The 17143-nt window shown below is 73.5% G+C and carries 14 protein-coding genes; 5 read left to right on the top strand and 9 right to left on the bottom strand.

Going from position 1 to position 17143, the window contains the following annotated elements; all coding sequences use genetic code 11:
* Positions 1-6 precede the first annotated feature (6 nt).
* Positions 7-1194 (bottom strand): FAD-dependent monooxygenase, encoded by a 1188-nt coding sequence (locus ACZ3YO_RS33030; RefSeq protein WP_465576816.1) that lies wholly within the window; start codon positions 1192-1194, stop codon positions 7-9.
* A 177-nt stretch (positions 1195-1371) separates the two neighbouring features.
* Between ACZ3YO_RS33030 and ACZ3YO_RS33025 the strand changes: the two genes are divergently transcribed.
* Positions 1372-2091, top strand: coding sequence for a TetR/AcrR family transcriptional regulator C-terminal domain-containing protein (locus ACZ3YO_RS33025; protein ID WP_465576813.1), 720 nt, complete (start codon positions 1372-1374; stop codon positions 2089-2091).
* 60 nt (positions 2092-2151) lie between these two features.
* On the opposite strand, the gene ACZ3YO_RS33020 is transcribed toward ACZ3YO_RS33025, so the two are convergent.
* Both ACZ3YO_RS33020 and ACZ3YO_RS33015 read right to left on the bottom strand, forming a co-directional pair.
* Entirely contained in the window at positions 2152-2622 is a 471-nt protein-coding gene (locus tag ACZ3YO_RS33020; protein ID WP_465576810.1) for a MarR family winged helix-turn-helix transcriptional regulator, read from the bottom strand.
* Positions 2623-2755: 133 nt separating this feature from the next.
* Entirely contained in the window at positions 2756-4885 is a 2130-nt protein-coding gene (locus tag ACZ3YO_RS33015; RefSeq protein ID WP_465576808.1) for an MMPL family transporter, read from the bottom strand.
* Positions 4886-5303: 418 nt separating this feature from the next.
* Between ACZ3YO_RS33015 and ACZ3YO_RS33010 the strand changes: the two genes are divergently transcribed.
* Positions 5304-6104 carry a HEAT repeat domain-containing protein gene (locus ACZ3YO_RS33010; RefSeq protein WP_465576805.1) on the top strand — a complete coding sequence of 267 codons (801 nt, stop codon included), beginning with the start codon at positions 5304-5306 and terminating at the stop codon, positions 6102-6104.
* Positions 6105-6165: 61 nt separating this feature from the next.
* Here ACZ3YO_RS33010 and ACZ3YO_RS33005 read toward each other — a convergent pair whose 3' ends face one another.
* Together ACZ3YO_RS33005 and ACZ3YO_RS33000 are read right to left on the bottom strand one after the other, a co-directional pair.
* Complete coding sequence (locus tag ACZ3YO_RS33005; protein WP_396322255.1) at positions 6166-6534, bottom strand: hypothetical protein; 369 nt, start codon at positions 6532-6534, stop codon at positions 6166-6168.
* Between the two features lie 183 nt (positions 6535-6717).
* Positions 6718-9840 carry a phosphocholine-specific phospholipase C gene (locus tag ACZ3YO_RS33000; protein ID WP_465576801.1) on the bottom strand — a complete coding sequence of 1041 codons (3123 nt, stop codon included), beginning with the start codon at positions 9838-9840 and terminating at the stop codon, positions 6718-6720.
* A 262-nt stretch (positions 9841-10102) separates the two neighbouring features.
* Between ACZ3YO_RS33000 and ACZ3YO_RS32995 the strand changes: the two genes are divergently transcribed.
* Complete coding sequence (locus ACZ3YO_RS32995; RefSeq protein WP_465547113.1) at positions 10103-10372, top strand: GlsB/YeaQ/YmgE family stress response membrane protein; 270 nt, start codon at positions 10103-10105, stop codon at positions 10370-10372.
* Positions 10373-10414: 42 nt separating this feature from the next.
* Here ACZ3YO_RS32995 and ACZ3YO_RS32990 read toward each other — a convergent pair whose 3' ends face one another.
* Positions 10415-12226, bottom strand: a complete 1812-nt coding sequence (locus ACZ3YO_RS32990; RefSeq protein ID WP_465547114.1) for an APC family permease — start codon at positions 12224-12226, stop codon at positions 10415-10417.
* A gap of 460 nt (positions 12227-12686) precedes the next feature.
* Here ACZ3YO_RS32990 and ACZ3YO_RS32985 point away from each other — a divergent pair, with 460 nt between their 5' ends.
* Together ACZ3YO_RS32985 and ACZ3YO_RS32980 are read left to right on the top strand one after the other, a co-directional pair.
* Positions 12687-13427 carry a polyprenol monophosphomannose synthase gene (locus tag ACZ3YO_RS32985; RefSeq protein WP_465576797.1) on the top strand — a complete coding sequence of 247 codons (741 nt, stop codon included), beginning with the start codon at positions 12687-12689 and terminating at the stop codon, positions 13425-13427.
* 92 nt (positions 13428-13519) lie between these two features.
* A complete protein-coding gene (locus ACZ3YO_RS32980) occupies positions 13520-14800 on the top strand; it encodes an FUSC family protein (RefSeq protein ID WP_465576794.1) in 1281 nt (426 codons plus the stop codon).
* Between the two features lie 65 nt (positions 14801-14865).
* Here the strand turns inward: ACZ3YO_RS32980 and ACZ3YO_RS32975 are convergent, their stop codons facing one another.
* The 3 genes from ACZ3YO_RS32975 to ACZ3YO_RS32965 form a co-directional block, all read right to left on the bottom strand.
* Positions 14866-15315, bottom strand: coding sequence for an SRPBCC domain-containing protein (locus tag ACZ3YO_RS32975; protein ID WP_465576791.1), 450 nt, complete (start codon positions 15313-15315; stop codon positions 14866-14868).
* Between the two features lie 4 nt (positions 15316-15319).
* The gene (locus tag ACZ3YO_RS32970) at positions 15320-15793 is read right to left on the bottom strand and encodes a VOC family protein (protein WP_465547118.1); all 474 of its coding nucleotides are present in this window, start codon (positions 15791-15793) and stop codon (positions 15320-15322) included.
* A gap of 156 nt (positions 15794-15949) precedes the next feature.
* A partial coding sequence (locus ACZ3YO_RS32965) for an alkaline phosphatase family protein (protein WP_465576788.1) occupies positions 15950-17143 on the bottom strand: 1194 nt, incomplete at its 5' end.

Genomic DNA, 17143 nt, shown 5'->3' with positions numbered 1-17143 from the left:
CACCGGTCAGTGTGCCGCCGACTCCGCTTCGTAGTCGGGCAGTTCGATGGTGCTGCCGACCTTCCTGCCCAGCTCCAGCATCCGGTTGAGGATCCACCGCCGCCCCAGCAGCCCGTTGCGCACCCGCAGGCCGGCCGCCGTCCCCGGGGCGAGGAACGGGCCGGTGCGGTCGCCGCCCTTCTGGCAGCCCTCGGCGTAGCCGCGGACGGTGTTCTCGTACCGGGCGAAGGCGGCGCGGTGGTCACCGCGGGCGCGGGCGAGTTCACCGGCCAGGACGTACGCGGCGACCACGGCGGTGCCGGTGCCCATGCCGCCGATGGTGGCGCCGCAGGCGGCGTCGCCGACCAGGGCGATCCGGCCGGTGGACCAGACGGGCACGTCCGCCCGGCTGATCGAGTCGAAGTACAGCTCCGGGGCCTCGCGCAGGCTCTCCAGCAGCCGGGGCACCTCCCAGCCGAGGCCGGCGAAGGCGTCCCTGACCAGCGTCTTCTGCTGTTCGACGTCGTGCCGGTCGTAGGCGAGTTCGGGCGAGGCGAAGAGGAAGAAGGCGCCGGCCCTGGCCGGGTCACGGTGGTCCGCGCCGACGGAGGCGAGCCGGCCCGGCACATTGAGGCCGACCGAACCGGGCGCGAGGCCCAGGTCGTTGGGAAGCTGCCAGGTGGCGGCGTAGTAGCCGAGGTGGCGGACGTAGCGCCGCTCGGGCCCGAGGGCCAGCCGGCGGACGTTGGAGTGCAGCCCGTCGGCGCCGATCACCAGGTCGAACGCGCGCGGCGCGCCGTGCCGGAACTCCGCCCGGACGCCGGTGGGCGTCTCCTCCAGCGCGGTGATCGAGTCGCCGAAGACGTACTCGGTGGTGGGCAGGCTGTGCCGGTACAGCACCTGGGCCAGCTCGCCGCGCGGCACCTCGACGTCGCCTCCGGCGAAGTCGGCCGGCAGGTGGAGCAGCTGACGGCCGCGCCGGTCGACGAAGCTCATCGGGCTGCCGCCGGTGCCCATCCGGCGAAGCTCGTCCAGCACGCCCATCCGTTCCAGCACCGTCAGGTGGGTCTCGCCGCGGAAGTCGACGGCCTGGCCGCCGCCGCGCAGGGCGGGGGCCAGCTCGACGACGGTCGGTTCGAAGCCGTACCGCCCCAGCCAGTGGGCCAGCGCGGGCCCGGCGATGCTCGCCCCCGAGATGAGGACCTTCGTGCCCATGAGAAACCGCTCCATCCGATGAGATCGCCGCGGCCCGCCGCAAGCCGGCGGGGCGCGGCGCGGTCCGTCGCCCGCCAGAAACTGTGTCCGCCAGACACTGATTGCTGCTGTGTACGGTAGACACAGTGGGGCCGGTTCGGCAAGGAGCCGGCGCCGGAGGCAGGACGGGAGCGGGAATTGAGCAGCGGATCCGGCAGCGGGGCGGCCGACACGGCACGACTGCTCTGGGGCCCCCACCCGAAACCGACCCGGGGGCCCAAGCCGGCGCTCACCCTGGAGCGGATCGCCCGGGCCGGCATCGAGATCGCGGACGCGGAGGGGCTCGGCGCCGTCTCGATGCAGCGGGTGGCCGGACGGCTCGACTACACGAAGATGTCGCTCTACCGGTATGTGCCGGGCAAGGCGGAGCTGGTCGCGCTGATGGTCGAGGAGGCGGTCGGCGAACCCGCCGCGGCCACCGGCGCACCCGACTGGCGCGAGCAACTCCGCGACTGGTCCGCACAGTTGACCGATGTCTTCGGCGCCCACCCCTGGCTGCTGGACGCCCCCGTCGGCCCCCGGGTGATGGGCCCGAGGGAACTCGCCTGGCTGGAGCGGGTGGTGGCCGCACTGGACGGCAACGGGTTGACCGGGCCCGAGCGGATGGACGCCGCCGTCCTGCTGGCCGGCCACGTCCGCGGCATCGCCGAGCAGGCCCGGGCCGCCGGGCCGGGCGGCGAACCCGAGTCGCAGATGCTGGCCGTCCTCGGCGGGTTGGTCCAGGAGCACGCCGACCGCTTCCCCGCGCTCGCGGTGGCGATGACGGCACAGGACGGCCACGACCAGGCCCTGGCGTTCGGCCTGGAGCGCATCCTCGACGGTCTGGACGCGCTGATCACCCGTCGGCTCGGCCGATAGAGCTCGCGGGGGGCACGGTCAGCGCGGGCGCGGGTGGCGCGGTCAGCGCGGGTGGCGCGATCAGCGCGTGTGCCGCAGTTCCTCCAGCTCGCCGGTGAGCCGGCCGAGGAAGCGGGCCACCGCGGCCAGCTCCGCCGCCGTGAACTCCCCGCGCACCACCTCCGTGCGCCGCGCGACCGGCGCGAACCACTCGGCGGCCATCAGCCCGGCACCCGGCAGGTAGTGCACCAGCACCTGCCGGCGGTCGGCGGCGTCCCGGGTGCGCCGGATGTGCCCGGCGCGCTCCAGGCGGTCCAGCACCGCGGTGACGGCGCCCGAGGTGAGGGCCAGCTCCTCGCGCAGCCGGCCGGGGGTGACCCCGCCGGGGCCGCCGTCCTGCCCGGGCGCCGCCCGCATGACGGCCAGCAGCGCCTGGACGTCGGTGGCGTGCAGGCCGCTCGCGGCGGCGAAGCCGTGGCCGAGCAGGTGCAGCTCGGAGGCGAGGTCCTGGAGGAGCCGCCCGAGAGCCGGCGTGTCGGCCGCTACGGGCATCGTCGGGGGCGTGCTCGGCTCCTGCTCCGACAAGATCATCCGCTCCGGGTCGTGTACGGCGTGCTGACCCGTTCAGCCTAACGGGCGGCGCTCACCCGCGGCGCGCGCCGACGGCACCCGCCGACGGGCGCCGTCAGACCCGCTCGCCGACCTGCTCCGGCACCGCCGGACGAGCCGTCACCCGGCCCGGCCGGGCGGGCCACCAGACCCCCTCCCCGAGGTCGCGGACCAGCGCGGGCACCAGCAGAGACCGCACCAGCAGCGTGTCCAGCAGCACTCCGAAGGCCACGATGAAGGCGATCTGGGCAAGGAACGCGAGCGGGATCACGCCGAGCGCGGCGAAGGTCGCGGCGAGCACCACCCCGGCCGAGGTGATCACCCCGCCGGTCGCGGTCAGCCCGCGCAGCACCCCCTCCCGGGTGCCGACCCGCTGCGCCTCCTCGCGCACCCGGGTCATCAGGAAGATGTTGTAGTCCACGCCCAGCGCGACCAGGAACACGAACCCGTACAGCGGCACCGAGGGGTCGGTGGCGGTGAAGCCGAAGACGTGCGGGAAGACCAGCGCGCTGACGCCGAGCGTGGCCAGGTAGGAGAGCGCGACGGTGGCGGCCAGCAGGACGGGTGCCAGCAGCGAGCGCAGCAGCAGGACGAGCACGGCGAGGATGCAGAGCAGCACCACCGGCATGATGAACGACCGGTCGTGCTCCGCCGTGACCCGGGTGTCGTACTGCTGCGCGGTGTACCCGCCGACCAGCGCGTCCGCGCCCGGCACCGCGTGCACCGCCTGCCGCAGGCGGCGAACGGTGGCGATGGCCTCGTCGCTGTCGGCCGGGTCGGCGAGCGTCACGTCCAGCCGGACCCGCCCGTCCACCACCTTGGGACCGCCCCCCGGCACCCCTCCCGGCGCCCCACCCGTGTACGGCCGGACGCCGGCCGTCCCGGGGACGGCGGCCGCGGCGGCCACCGCCTCGGCCTGCCCGGCCTCGGCGAGGACGACGGCCGGGTTGCCCGAGCCGCCCGCGAAGTGCGCCGAGAGCAGCCGCTGGCCGGCCGCCGAGGACTGGGCCTTGACGAACAGCTCGCTCTGCGGCACGCCGCCGGAGTCCAGGGTGGGCGCGAACGCGGCCAGGGCGGCGAGCACCGCCAGGCTCGCCGCCCAGGTGGCGCGCGGCCGGCGGCCGACCAGGGCGGCCACCCGCTCCCAGACGGCGTGCACCGGAGCCCGTCCGTCGGCGGCCGGCCGGGCCGGCCAGTAGGCGGCGCGGCCGAGCAGGGCGAGGGCGGCGGGCAGAAAGGTGAGCGCGGAGAGCACCGCACAGCCGATCCCGACCGCGCCGACCGGCCCGAGCGCCCGGTTGTTGGTCAGGTCGGAGAGCAGCAGGACGAGCAGCCCGAGGGCGACGGTCGCGCCGGAGGCGGCGATCGGCTCGACCGACCGCCGCCAGGCGGTGCGCATCGCGGCGAACCGGTCGCCGTGCAGGTGCAGTTCCTCCCGGAAGCGGGCGGAGAGCAGCAGCCCGTAGTCGGTGGCCGCACCGATCACCAGGATCGAGAGCAGGCCCTGCACCTGGCCGTCCACCCGGACCAGGCCGTGGCCGGCGAGCAGGTAGACCAGGGCGCAGGCGATCCCGAGGGCGAACACCGCGCCGAGGATGACCAGCAGGGGCAGCAGGACGGCCCGGTAGACCGCGAGCAGGATCAGCAGCACCACACCGAGGGCGACGCCGAGCAGCAGTCCGTCGATGCCGGCGAAGGCGGCGCCGAGGTCGGCCGCGACCGCGGCCGGGCCGGCCAGGCCGACGGTGGTGTCCGGTACCCGGGCGGCGAGTTCGCGCACCGCGCGGACGCTGTCGCCGGTCTGCCGCCCGAGGTCGGCACGGAGCTGGACGACGCCCTGCAGGGCGCGGCCGTCCCCGGCGGGCACGGCGGGCGACACCCGCCCGGTGGCGCCGGGGACGCCGGCGGCCGCGGCCAGGGCGCGCTCGGCGGCGGCGCGCTGCGCCTCGCCGACGGCCCCGGTGCGGCTCTCCCAGACCACGATCACCGGCAGCGTGGCGGCGGTCTGGAACTCCTGCCCGAGCCGGGCCACCTCGGTCGACTCCGCGCTGCGCGGCAGGAAGGCGGCCCGGTCGTTGGTGGCGACCTCGGAGAGCCTGCCCGCGTACGAGCCGAACGCCCCGCCGAGGCCCAGCCAGACGATCAGCAGGGCGAACGGGATCAGCAGCCGGGCTCGGCGCCGGGCGGTGGGGCTGCCGGTGAGCATCGTGAAGCGCCCTTCGTGCCGGGGCCGGTGACGGTCGGTCGCATCATATATCTCAATGATCGAGAGACTTGACCGGTCGAGAGACCCGACCTGCCGCGAGGCCCTCCGGTCGGGTGTCGTGCCCGGCCGGACGGCCTGCCCGGTCGGGTGCCCTGACCGGCCGCGAGGCCCGACCGCGCGGGCCGGGCACGGTCAGCCCGGCAGGGCGCCCAGCCGCCGCGCGAGTGCGGCCCGCTCGACCCTGTTGGCGGTCGGCCGGATCGCCTCCCGGCACGCGTCCGCGGCCTCACCCTGTACGGCGCGGTTCCTCCGCCGGATTCGACACGTCCGGAGGAATTCGTTCCGGAACTTCCGGCCCCTCGTCCCCTCGCTCCTGCCCTAGCCCCCTGCCCTGGGCAGCGCGCTAGCATCCCGCTCCATGGCGATCTTCGTACATCTGGCCTCGGCGGCGAGCGCGGCCCGGATCCGGCGGGCCGGCATCCGGGCCGACAGCCGGGGGCAGGGCGGGGCGCGCGGCGTGTACTGCTTCCCGGTGCTCCCCTCGTACACGCTGACCCACCAGTGGCTGCGCGAGCTGGCCGGGTTCGGGACGAGGGGCGGCCTGGTCGCGGTGCACGTCCGGCTGGACGACGAGCAGCCCGTGCTGGTCGGCCACTACGGGCACCGCGCCCGGGGCACCCAGCAGCTGGTACCGGCTGCCGAGGCGGTCCGGCGGGTCGCCGCCCTGGACGACCCGCGCGGCTGGGAGGTCTTCCTGCCCCGCGCGGTGACGGCCCGTGAGGTGCACCGGATCCGCAGCGCGCCGCAGGTGGCGGGCTGGCGCTACCGGCCGGATGCGCACGGCACCCGCCCCTGCACCTGTGCCGGCTGCCGGATCCGCGGCGAGTACGGCGGGCGCCGCCTGCGCGAGCGCCGTCCGCACCCGCTGGACGGCCCGCCACCGCCGGTGCGCGTCCTGCTCGCCCGGATCGCCGCGGCGGGCGATCCGGGCGATCCGGCGGTGCTGCGCGAGGCCCTGCACTGGTTCTCCCTGCGCCGCCGCGGCCCGGTGGACCGGCTCGCCGGGCTGGCCGGTCACCCGGAGGCCGCCGTACGCGAGGAACTGGTCTGGACCATCGCCCGCTGGTCCACCCCGGGCGTGGCCGAGGTGCTGGACGGGCTCGCCGACGACGCCGACCCGGACGTCCGCGAGGCGGTGGCGGCCGTCCGCGAGGAGTAGGTCCTGTCCGGTCGATCGCGCGCCCGGCACGACCGGCCGGACAGGACCTGGCGGCGGGGCGTCAGGAGACGCGCTTCAGCTGCCAGGAGTTCTTGCTGAAGCTGGGCACCGCGGAGTAGTTGCAGCTGGAGCTGTAGAAGTCGCTGACCTGCACCCAGCCCGCCGGCGGCCAGGTGGAGGCGCAGGCGTTGACCACGGTGCCCACCGGGTAGCCGGTGAGCTGCATGATCTTCTTGGAGTTGGGGCTGAAGGTGCCCGCCCCGCAGCCGGCGCTGTTCCACCACTGCACGTCGACGAACCCGCTCGGGGTGAGCACGGACCCGCAGACGTTGGTGGTGTCCCCCGGCGCGGCGTGCGCGGTGGACATCGTCAGGGTCAGCGCAGCAGCGGTACAGCCCAGGGTCAGGGCGGCAGCCCTAAGACGGATCACGGCTCTCGGCTCCTCTCGTCGACGCGGCGTGTCCGCGTCCATGACATCCTGACGTGACGCCGCATTGACGCACAGCGACTTTCCGGCCCGATCCGGCGATCACCCGGCGCGAATCCGCTCCCCACGCGCGCGGCCCGCGCTCCCCGGGCGGGCGGGGTGCGCGGGCCGGGGCCAGCCGAGGCGTCAGGCGGTGATGGGCCTGGGGGCGAGGCGGATGTGGTCGACGGCCCAGTACCAGTTGTTGCCGGCGTCGTACATCCGGAACTTCAGGGTCACCGTGCGGGCGCCGGCGGGGACGGCGAACTGCTTGGTGACGAAGGTGTTCTGGACGTCCTTGCCGGCGTTGTCGTTTCCGGTCGCGTCGCTGCCGTAGGCGAGCAGGCGGGTCTCGGTGCCGTCGTCGAAGACGGCGGTGACCGTCGCCTTCTGCGGGGCCTCCTGGCGGTAGTGGGAGTCGAAGGCGAGGTGCAGGGTGCCCGTGCCTGCCGGGATCGGGACGGCGGGCGAGACGAGGGTGGAGTCGAAGACGCCCTTGCGGGACGGAGCGCCGGTGTCGTCCCAGTCGTCCGGGTCGGCGACGGCGAGGATGCCGAGGCCGCGGGTGAAGTTGCCGCGGTCCTGGCCGGCCGGCGTGGACCAGGCGCGTTTGGTGTGGAAGGTCCAGCCCTGGAGGCGGACGGTGCCCTGCGGCATGGCGGGGGCGTTGACCACCGACCAGCCCTGCGGCGCCTGCTGCGTCCAGCCGAGCACGCCGTCCAGTGGCCGGAGTGCGCCGGCCAGCGACTCGAAGTCCTCACCGAGCAGGTGGCCGGCCATCACCGGGGCGGTGCGGGCCGCGAGTTCGCCGTCGGCGAGGGCGAAGCGGTCACCGGCCAGGGCGCGGGCGGTCACCAGGATGCGGTGGGTGGCGCCGTCGGGCAGCCGGGCGGGCGGGGTGACGTCCCACTCCGCCGTCGCCACGGCGCCCGCGGCCAGGGCGGCGGGCGGGGCGGTGACGGCGGCGACCGTCCAGCCGGCCGGGACGACCGGCTGCGCCTCGATCGCGGTGAGCGCGGCGGTGGTGGTGAACCGGGCGGAGATCCGGGCCGGGCGGCCGGGCAGCAGGATCGCCTCGTCGATGGTGGCGGAGGCCGCCTTGAGGGTGACGTCGAGGGAGAGCGGGTCGGCCAGGCCCATCGCCGGGTCGGTCTGCAGGTGCTCGCCGTCCCAGGGGAAGCGCCCGGCGATCCGGCGGCGGAAGGCGAGGTCTCCACGGACGCCGACCGCGACGTCGTACCAGCCCTCGGGGCCGACCTTGACGTTGACGGTCCTGTCGTCGCCGGCCGCGACCCGGACCTCGCGCAGCCCGTCGCCGTAGGCGAGGTCGCCCACCAGGAAGGTCTGGGCGGTCCGCGAGCGGTTGATCACGTCCACCTCCAGCACCTTGCCGTTCTGCTCCTCGGAGAGCGAGATCTCGTACGCGGAGGCGGCGTCCCCGCGCAGGTGCCAGAGCGCGCCGTTCGGGCCGTGCACCCGCAGGTCGTAACCGTCCGGGCCGACCGTCCAGACGTCGGAGAGGCGGGACTTCGCGCCCACCGTGTAGTGGCGCGGCGCAGTGCCCGGCGCCGGGTAGACGGCGAGGACGGCGCCCTGGCGGCCCTGGTTGATGAGGTCCAGCGTCAGCTCGTCGCCCTTCAGCCGTGGCTTGACCAGCAGGTCGTACGGCAGCGGGCGCGCGGTGCGGGTGCCGCGCTGCTGCTGCGGGAAGGTCTGCGGGCTGGGCACGGTCGGGGCGGGCAGCTTGCCGGTGTCGACCACCTTCTGCCGGTTGCCGCTGGTGTCCGGCAGCTGCGGCCAGACCGGATTGCGGCCGGAGAAGTCGAACACGTTGGTGAGGTCGCCGCAGATCGCGCGCCGCCAGGGGCTGATGTTGGGCTCCTGGACGCCGAAGCACTGCTCCAGGAACCGCAGCACCGAGGTGTGGTCGTAGACGGTGGAGTCGACCACGCCGCCGCGGGTCCACGGCGAGACGACGATCATCGGCACCCGGACGCCGAGGCCCATCGGGTACGGGCCGGAGACCAGCGTCTCCCCGGCCGGCAGGGTGTCGGACCAGGCCGGCGAGCCGTCGGCGGCCTTTACCCGGTACGTTCCGTCCTGGCTCACCACCCGGTGGTAGGTCGAGCCGCCCTTGCTCACCCGGACCACGACCTCGCCGTCCACCGGAACGGTCGACTTGCCGCCCCCGGCGGCGAGCGGCGGTACGGGCGGCAGCTGGTGGTCGAAGAAGCCGCCGTGCTCGTCGTAGTTGAGGATGAAGACGGTCTTCTCCCAGACCTCCGGCTTGGCCGCCAGCGCGGCCAGCAGCCTGGCCGTCAGGTGCTCGCCGTTCGGCGGCGCGTAGTTGGCGTGCTCGGAGAGCGCCGCGGGCGCGACCAGCCAGGAGACCTGCGGCAGCCGGTCGGCCTGGACGTCGGCGGAGAAGGCCTCGACCAGCGCGTCGCCCATCGCGAAGGGGTCGTTCTTCCTCGCCGGGTCGCCGACCGCGCGCATGCCGCGCTCGTACAGCGGCTCGCCGGGCTTGGCCTTGACGAAGGGCGCGAACCAGGCGAGGGCGTTGTCGTCGAAGTTGTCCAGTGCCTGGTACGTCCTCCAGCTGACGCCGGCCCGCTCCAGCCGCTCGGCGTAGGTGGTCCACTCGTAGCCGCCGGGGATCTCGGTGTTGTCGGTCACCGGGGTGTCCCGCACGGTGCCGCCGCTGGTACCGGTCATCAGGTGGTCGCGGTTGGTGTTGGTGTTGCACTGCACGGACGCGTAGTAGGCGTCACAGGTGGTGAAGACGGAGGCGAGCGCGTTGTAGAACGGCATGTCGGCGGGCTCGTAGTAGCCCTGGCCGAGCCAGCCGCCGGAGCGGCGGGTGACCGAGCCGTCGGCGAGGCCGTCCTTCCAGGCGTTCATCGAGTCGACGAAGCCGAAGGCCGGCGCACCCTGCTGGTAGGCGTTGGTGTGCGCGGCGTTCATCGGGAAGGGCAGCAGGTGGCCCTCCTTGCGGCTCGGGTCGGGCTGGTGGAACACCGTGCGCCCGTTGACCCCGCGCACCGCCGTCCGGTCGCCGAAGCCGCGCACCCCGGCCAGCGTGCCGAAGTAGTGGTCGAACGCGCGGTTCTCCTGCATGAACACCACGACATGCCGGATGTCCGCCAGCTTGCCGGGCTTCGCCGGCGCGGCCAGCGCCTCGCGCACGCTGAGCGGGAGGGCGGACAGCACGGCGGCCGCCGCCGCACCGCCGAGGATCGTGCGGCGCGAGAGTTCGGGCATCGGACTCATCGGGAGCTTGCTCCTTGTCACGGGCGCTGGGCGGGGGCTGGTTTCGGCCCAGACCCGTTATGTCTACGTGCCCCAGATGGACGGCGCCAGAGTGCCGCATGTCGGCTCGGTGACGACCCGTCGACCCCAAGCTGTCCAGACAACTCGACGCAGATTCCGGGCCTGCCGACACCGGGCGCGCGGCCGCCACGCACCGCTCCGACGTGCCGGGCCCGGCGATCCGGGCGATCATGTGACGACGCGCCTCGAAAGGTGGAATGCGATGTTCCAGCTCCTGTGGATTCTGCTCATCGGCTTCGTGCTGGGCGTGATCGCCAAGTTGATCCTGCGCGGCCCGCAGGCGATCCCGTGGTGGCTGACGATGCTGCTCGGCGCCGCCGGTGCCTTGCTCGGCAACGCGGTGGCCGGCTGGGTCGGCGTCCGCCACACCTCCGGCATCGACTGGATCCGTCACCTCCTCCAGCTCGTCTTCGCCGTCGCCCTGATCGCCCTCGTCGCCCCCGCCTGGAGCAGGTCCCGCCCCAGCAGGTGACGGCCCCGGGCCCGGGCGGGCCGCTCGGGAGCGGCCGAGGCCTCAGCCGACGTGGACGCGGGGGCGGCGGCGCCGGTCCGGCTCGGCCTCCCGGAGCACCTCGCGGGTGACCGGGGCGACCTCGCCATGGCCGAACAGGAAGAACCGCAGGAACTGCGCGAACGGATTGCCCTCCGTCCACTCGAAGTAGATGTGCGGCTGCTGCCCCGTCCGGTCGCGGACCGTCAGCAGCAGCGCCGCCAGCGCGTTCGACACGCTGGAACTCTCCAGCGAGAGCACCCGGTAGCGGTCGTGCAGCACCTCGCCGTGGACGCGCAGCACGGCCTCGAACTCCGAGGGGTCGCGTACGGTGACCTCCACGAAGACCAGGTCGTCCTCGGCCGGGATGTCGTTGTCCGCCCGGATCTGCCGCTTCTTCTCCTGGTACTCCACGAGGTCGCGGTTGTTGGGCTCGTTGGCGATCAGCCGCAGCGGCCGGTGGGTGTAGTCGCGGACGAAACGTTCCGCCGCCTCGTCCAGGACGACGTCGGTGACCCGCAGTTCGAAGGCACGCTTGAGCCGGGAGAGCAGCGACAGCAGCATGATGCCGGCGATGAAGCAGGCGCCGATCTTGACGCCGTCCGGCCGCTCGGCGATGTTCACCGCCGTGGTGTAGAGGAAGACCGCCGCGATCACCGCGAAGCCGATCGTCCAGTTGCGTTCCCTCGCCTTGTGGGCGGCGATGGTGACGGCGATGGCGGCGGAGCTGATCAGCACCAGCACCCCGGTGGCGTACGCGCCGCCCTGGGCGTCCACGCTGGCGTCGAAGAGCCACGTCACCAGGAAGCCGATGGCGGTCAGCACCAGGACGGTCGGGCGCACCGCGCGGGCCCAGTCCGGAGCCATGCCGTAGCGGGGCAGGTAGCGGGGCATCAGGTTGAGCAGCCCGGCCATCGCGGAGGCGCCGGCGAACCAGAGGATGAGGATGGTGGAGAGGTCGTAGATGCTGCCGAAGGTGTTGCCGAGGTACTCGTGGGCCAGGTAAGCGAGGGCGCGTCCGTTGGCCGCGCCGCCGGGCTGGAAGGCCGGCTTGGGGATGAGCAGCGTGGTGATGAAGCTGGTGGTGATCAGGAAGACGCTCATGATCAGCGCCGCCGTGGTCAGCAGCTTGCGGGCGCCGCGGATCCGGCCGGTCGGTTTCTCCTCGGTGTCGTCCGGGTCGCCCTCGATGTGCGGCATCACGGCGACGCCGGTCTCGAAGCCGGACAGGCCGAGCGCCAGCTTGGGGAACGTGATCAGCGCGACTCCGATCATCGCGATCGCGTTGCCGTGCTCGGCGATCAGCGCGTCCTTCCAGTCGGTGACCAGGTGCGGGGCCCGGAGGACCTCCCAGAGACCGGTGATGACGACGACCACGTTCAGGCTCAGGTAGACCGCGACCAGCACCACGGCCAGGCCGATCGCCTCACTGAACCCCTTCAGGAAGACGCCACCGAGCAGGGCCACCAGGATCAGCGTGATCAGCACCTGCCGGCCGCTCAGCGCGCTGTGCAGGTGCGGGTTCTCCACCAGGTGCGCGGTGGCGTCGGCGGCGGACAGGGTGATGGTGATCATGAAGTCGGTCGCGGCGAAGCCCAGCAGCGTCAGGACGAAGAGCTTGCCCTTCCAGAACGACAGCAGCCGCTCCAGCATCGCGATCGAGCCCTCGCCGTGCGGGGACTCCTGTGCCACCCGCCGGTACACCGGCAGCGCACCGAACAGCGTGACCAGCACCAGCACGATGGTCGCCACCGGCGACAGCAGGCCGGCCGCCAGCGCGGCGATCCCGGGCTGGTAGCCGAGCGTGGAGAAGTAGTCCAAGCCGGTCAGGCACATCACCCGCCACCAGCGCTGGCCCTTGTGCTCGACGGGGGCCTGGGCGTGGGGGCCCGGGTGCTGTGTCGCCGTCTCGGCGCCTTGGAGCAGCCACGCGCGAATTCGCTGTCGTACCGACGGGGCGGGCCCCCGAGCGGCCCCCGGATCGGCCGAAGCTGACGAGCCCACGTACTCCCCTGTCCACGACGCCGGCCGCCCACCCTCGTGCGGCTCCCGACCACTGGCCGCCGGACGGACGGCCCGGTCAGGCTATGTGACCTGGTCACCGGTACCCGGGAACGCGGCGGGCGCGCCCCCGCGCGTCGCCCGCTCGGCGCCCCCGGGTCTACCACCGGGCACCCGCGGTGGAACCCGCCGATCCCCACGCGGCTAGACTCGCCCGACCGAAATGAACAACTGTCCGGCCGGGTGCAGGCGCCGACGGCGCGCCACGGGCCGGGGATCGCGCGAGGGATAGAACATGGTCGAGGACTCCCCCAAGGTCGTTGTCGTCGTACCCACGTACAACGAGCGGGAGAACCTCCCGGTCCTCGCCGGGCTGCTCGCGGACCTCAAGCTGCCCGGCCTGAACCTGCTGGTGGTCGACGACAACTCCCCCGACGGCACCGGGGACGTCGCGGACAAGCTCGCGGCGGACTCCCCCGGCACGGTCGGCGTGCTGCACCGCACCGAGAAGGACGGCCTCGGGCGGGCGTACATCGCGGGCATGACCCGGGCCCTGGAGGAGGGCGCGGACGTGGTGATCCAGATGGACGCCGACCTCTCGCACCCCGCGTCGGTGCTCCCGGTGATGGTGGAGACGCTGCTGGCGGACGACACCGCCGTCGTCATCGGCTCCCGCTACGTGCCCGGCGGCTCGACCGCCGAGGAGTGGCCGTGGCACCGCAAGGCCCTGTCGGCCTGGGCGAACTTCTACGTCAACACGATCCTCAGCCTCGGGGTCCGCGACGCCACCGCCGGTTTCAAGGCCTGGCGGGCGGAGACCCTGCGGGCGATCGACCTGCCCTCGGTGAACAGCAACGGGTACTCGTTCCAGGTCGAGCTGAACTACCGCGTCGTCAAGCGCGGGCTGACCATCCGGGAGGTGCCGATCCGCTTCGAGGAGCGGATCAAGGGCGCGTCGAAGATGAGCCTCGGGGTGCAGGTCGAGTCGGCGATGGCGCCGTGGAAGCTGCTCCGCGACCAGCGCAAGCAGCCGTAGCACCACCCCCGGCCGCGCCGGCGGGCGGCTCTTTCGGGTAGCGGTCCGGCGGTTCGGCGGTGGAGGCCGCGTCACGGGGGAAGAAGGGCGGCATGGCCCTACTACCGGAGTCCTTCGCGACCGCACTGCGCCGCGGCGCCCGAGAACCCTTCGTCGTCCAGACGATCCGGGCGACGGTGGCCGCCACCCTGTCGTACGCGGTGGCCACCCAGCTGAGCAGTGAGCCGGCCCCGCTGACCGCGCCGCTGACGGCGCTGCTGGTGGTCCAGGTCACCGTCTACTCGACGCTGACCACCAGCATCCGCCGGGTCAACTCGGTGGTCGTCGGGGTGCTGATCGCGATCGGGTTCAGCTCGGTGGTCGGGCTCTCCTGGTGGAGCCTCGGGCTGATCATCCTGGCCTCGCTGACGATCGGCCGGTTCGTCCGGGTGGACGAGTTCGTCCAGGAGGTGGCGATCAGCGCGATGCTCATCCTGGGCGTCTCGCAGGTGACCTCACAGGCCTGGGACCGGGTGCTGGAGACCCTGATCGGCGCCGTCGTCGGGCTGCTGTTCAACCTGGTGTTCGCGCCGCCGGTCTGGGTGGACACGGCCGGCGAGTCGATCGAGGACCTCGCCCGGCGCGCCCGTCACCTGCTGAACGGCATCGCCGAGGAGCTCGGCCGGCCCACTCCGGTCGAGCGCGCGGCCGAGCGCCTGCACGAGGCCCGGCGGCTGGACCAGGCCATCGCCGACGTGGACGGGGCGCTGCGGCAGGCCGAGGACAGCCTGCGGCTCAACCCGCGGATCAGCGAGGGCCTGCTCTCCCGGCTGGTGCTGCGCACGGGGCTGGACACGCTGGAGATCTGCGTGGTGGTGATCCGGGTGCTGGCCCGCTCGCTGACCGACCTGGCCAAGCGGCGCGCACCGGGCGAGCGGCTCCTCCCGGCCGACGTCGCGGTGGCGCTGGAGGAGCTGCTGGCGCACGTCGGCGGGGCCCTGGTGAGCTTCGCGGTGCTGGTCACCACCCAGGTGAGCAGTAACGCCGAGGAGGCCGAACGGCGGCTCACCTCGGAGCTGGCCGCCGCCTGGGCCAGCCGCGAGAACGTCGCGGAGCTGCTGCTGCGGCAGGTGCAGCTGCACCCGGAGGCGTGGCAGCTGCACGGCGCGCTGCTGGCCGAGGTGGACCGGATCCTGGACGAGCTGGACCTCGAACACCGCAGCCGGCGGCTGATGGAGGAGCTGGACCGGGCCTCGGTGGCGAACCGGGAGCGGTTCTCCCGCTTCGCGTGGCTGCGCCGGCTCGCCCGCGGCGAGCGGCTGCGCTCCGGGCGGCTGCGGCCCGCCCGGCTGGCCCGGCTCTGGCGCGGCAACCGGGCGGGCGAGCGGGCCTAGGTGTTCTGACCTGGGGAGCGTCGTGCGCCGGGCGGGAACGGTCGGACACGCCCCGCGGCCGGGTGTCAGGGCATCGACCAGGGTTCCTGCGGGAGCGGCCGGCCACTCTCCAGGTAGGTCTTCAGGTTGGACAGGACGGCCGACCAGCCGGCTTCGGCGTCGGCGCGCTCGGCCTCGTCGGCGAGCCGGTCGTGCGTGACGGTGAGCCGGGTGAGGTCCAGGTGCCCCTGGAGCTCGAAGGTGACCCAGGAGGGCCCGGCCGGGCGCTGCTCGTCCGGACCGGCCCAGGTGGTGACCAGCAGGTGCGGGCGTTCGGCGGTCTCGACGGTGCCGGCCACGTCGGCGGTGCCGGAGTCGTCGGCGCGCCGGTGCTCCCAGCGGGCGCCGGGCAGCCAGGTCGAGACGTTGCGGTGGCCCCAGTAGACGGCGGACTCGTCCGCGTTGGTGAGCGCGTGCCAGACGTGCTCGGGGGTGGCCCTGAGGTAGAGGATGCAGCGGTAGGGCGCGGCACTCACGGCCTCACCCCCGCGCCGCGTCGAGGAGCGGCTGGATCTCCAGCTTCCGCATCCGCATCATGGCCGCCATGACGCGGTCGACCTTGGCCCGGTCCGGATCGGCGATCAGGTCGATCAGAACGCGGGGGGTGATCTGCCAGGAGAGGCCGTAGCGGTCCTTGAGCCAGCCGCAGGCGCTCTCCTCGCCGCCGTCGGCGAGGAGCCCGGTCCAGAGCCGGTCCACCTCCTGCTGGTCGGCGCACTCCACCTGGAGCGAGATGGCCTCGGTGAAGTGGAACGTGGGACCGCCGTTGAGGGCGGCGAAGCGCTGGCCGTCGAGCTCGAACTCGACCGTCATGACGGAGCCCTGCTTGCCGGGGCCGTCCGCGCCGTAGTGCGTGATGACGGTGATCCGGGAGTTGGCGAACAGCGAGGTGTAGAAGCGGGCGGCCTCTTCGGCCTGGTCGTCGAACCAGAGGAAGGTGATGATTTTCTGCATGCGCCCGACGGTAGCCGCGTGGCCCGGCCGGGCGGCCGCGCCACGTCCGGGGGTCACCGGTTCGGAGCCCCCGGACGGTGGTGCGGCCGGGCTTGGGGCGGGTGATCGCGCTCTGCAGGCGGCCGCGTTCAGCGGGCGGTCGCGCTCAAGGGGTGGTCAGTGGACCCAGCCCGCGTAGCGCTGGGTGAACCGCAGGCCGGTGGCGGCCGTCACGACGACGTCGTAGCGGCCCTGCTTGTCCAGCGGCCAGGCCAGGTTGACCTGCTTGCCGGGCTTGACCCAGACGGTCTGCGCGGTGCCCGCGAAGTCGTTGGGCGCGGCGGTGAAGGCGACGTCGGTCATGCCGTCGTTGACCAGTTGGAGGGTGAGCCGGGAGGAGTTGCTCAGGTCGGCCGTCACGATCGGCACGCCGACGTCGTTCTGGCCGTCCGGGCCGTCCGGGGCGTTCCGGCCGTCACGGACGACGGTGCCGGCGAAGCGGCGGACGAAGCCGTCGGGGCCGTGGACGGTGAAGTCGTAGCGGCCGTGGGTCGCGGCGGCCTCCCAGACGTAGGTGGCGGTGGCACCGGGGGCCACCGTGTAGGGCGTGCCGGCGAACGGGAGCACGATGTTCGGGTAGACGGTGTACGGGAAGGCGACCGTGCCGTCGTTGGTCATGGTGCAGGTGACCTTGCCGGTCTTCCGGTCCACGTCGACGTCGGCCCAGGGCTGGTAGGGAAGGTGGCGGTGCGGGCGCTCGCCGCGTTCCTGGACGGGCATCGACTGGGCGCCGACGGCCGGGAGTTGGACGCCCGGGAGCTTGGTGCCCGCGTCGGCCTTGGCCATCAGGGCGTTGGTGTCCGGCAGCCGCGGTATCGAGAGGTCCGGGGCGGCGAAGTCGAAGCAGCTGGTGAGGTCGCCGCAGACGGCCCGCCGCCACGCGGAGATGTTGGGCTCTGCGACGCCGGTGACCTGCTCCATGAAGCGCAGCACGGAGGTGTGGTCGAACACCTGGGAGTTGACGTATCCGCCGCGTGACCAGGGCGAGATGGCCCAGAGCGGCACCCGGTTGCCGAGGCCGATCGCCCGCCCCTGGGTGAACTCCTCGGGCGTGCCCGCCTCCGGGGTGGGCGGGACCATGTGGTCGAAGTAGCCGTCGTTCTCGTCGTACATCACGAGGAAGACGGTGTGCTGCCAGACCGCCGGGTTGGACATCAGCGACTGCAGCGCCGTGTTGACCCAGTGCGCCCCGTACGCCGGCCCGGCCTCCGGGTGCTCGGAGAACAGGTAGGGCGCGACCAGCCAGGAGATGGTCGGCAGGGTGCCGTCCTTGCAGTGGGCGTCGAACGCGGCCGGGTCGAACTTGGTCAT

This window comes from Kitasatospora sp. NPDC022785 (assembly GCF_055561295.1).
Note: the sequence above shows the minus strand (reverse complement) of the source record. Positions and strands in the feature narration are given on the sequence as shown.

Coding starts and splice junctions, on each gene's coding strand:
- ACZ3YO_RS33030 (WP_465576816.1), bottom strand. CDS start 1,194: ATGGGCACGAAGGTCCTCATCTCGGGGGCGAGCATCGCCGGGCCCGCG.
- ACZ3YO_RS33020 (WP_465576810.1), bottom strand. CDS start 2,622: ATGCCCGTAGCGGCCGACACGCCGGCTCTCGGGCGGCTCCTCCAGGAC.
- ACZ3YO_RS33015 (WP_465576808.1), bottom strand. CDS start 4,885: ATGCTCACCGGCAGCCCCACCGCCCGGCGCCGAGCCCGGCTGCTGATC.
- ACZ3YO_RS33010 (WP_465576805.1), top strand. CDS start 5,304: ATGGCGATCTTCGTACATCTGGCCTCGGCGGCGAGCGCGGCCCGGATC.
- ACZ3YO_RS33000 (WP_465576801.1), bottom strand. CDS start 9,840: ATGAGTCCGATGCCCGAACTCTCGCGCCGCACGATCCTCGGCGGTGCG.
- ACZ3YO_RS32995 (WP_465547113.1), top strand. CDS start 10,103: ATGTTCCAGCTCCTGTGGATTCTGCTCATCGGCTTCGTGCTGGGCGTG.
- ACZ3YO_RS32990 (WP_465547114.1), bottom strand. CDS start 12,226: ATGTGCCTGACCGGCTTGGACTACTTCTCCACGCTCGGCTACCAGCCC.
- ACZ3YO_RS32985 (WP_465576797.1), top strand. CDS start 12,687: ATGGTCGAGGACTCCCCCAAGGTCGTTGTCGTCGTACCCACGTACAAC.
- ACZ3YO_RS32980 (WP_465576794.1), top strand. CDS start 13,520: ATGGCCCTACTACCGGAGTCCTTCGCGACCGCACTGCGCCGCGGCGCC.
- ACZ3YO_RS32970 (WP_465547118.1), bottom strand. CDS start 15,793: ATGCAGAAAATCATCACCTTCCTCTGGTTCGACGACCAGGCCGAAGAG.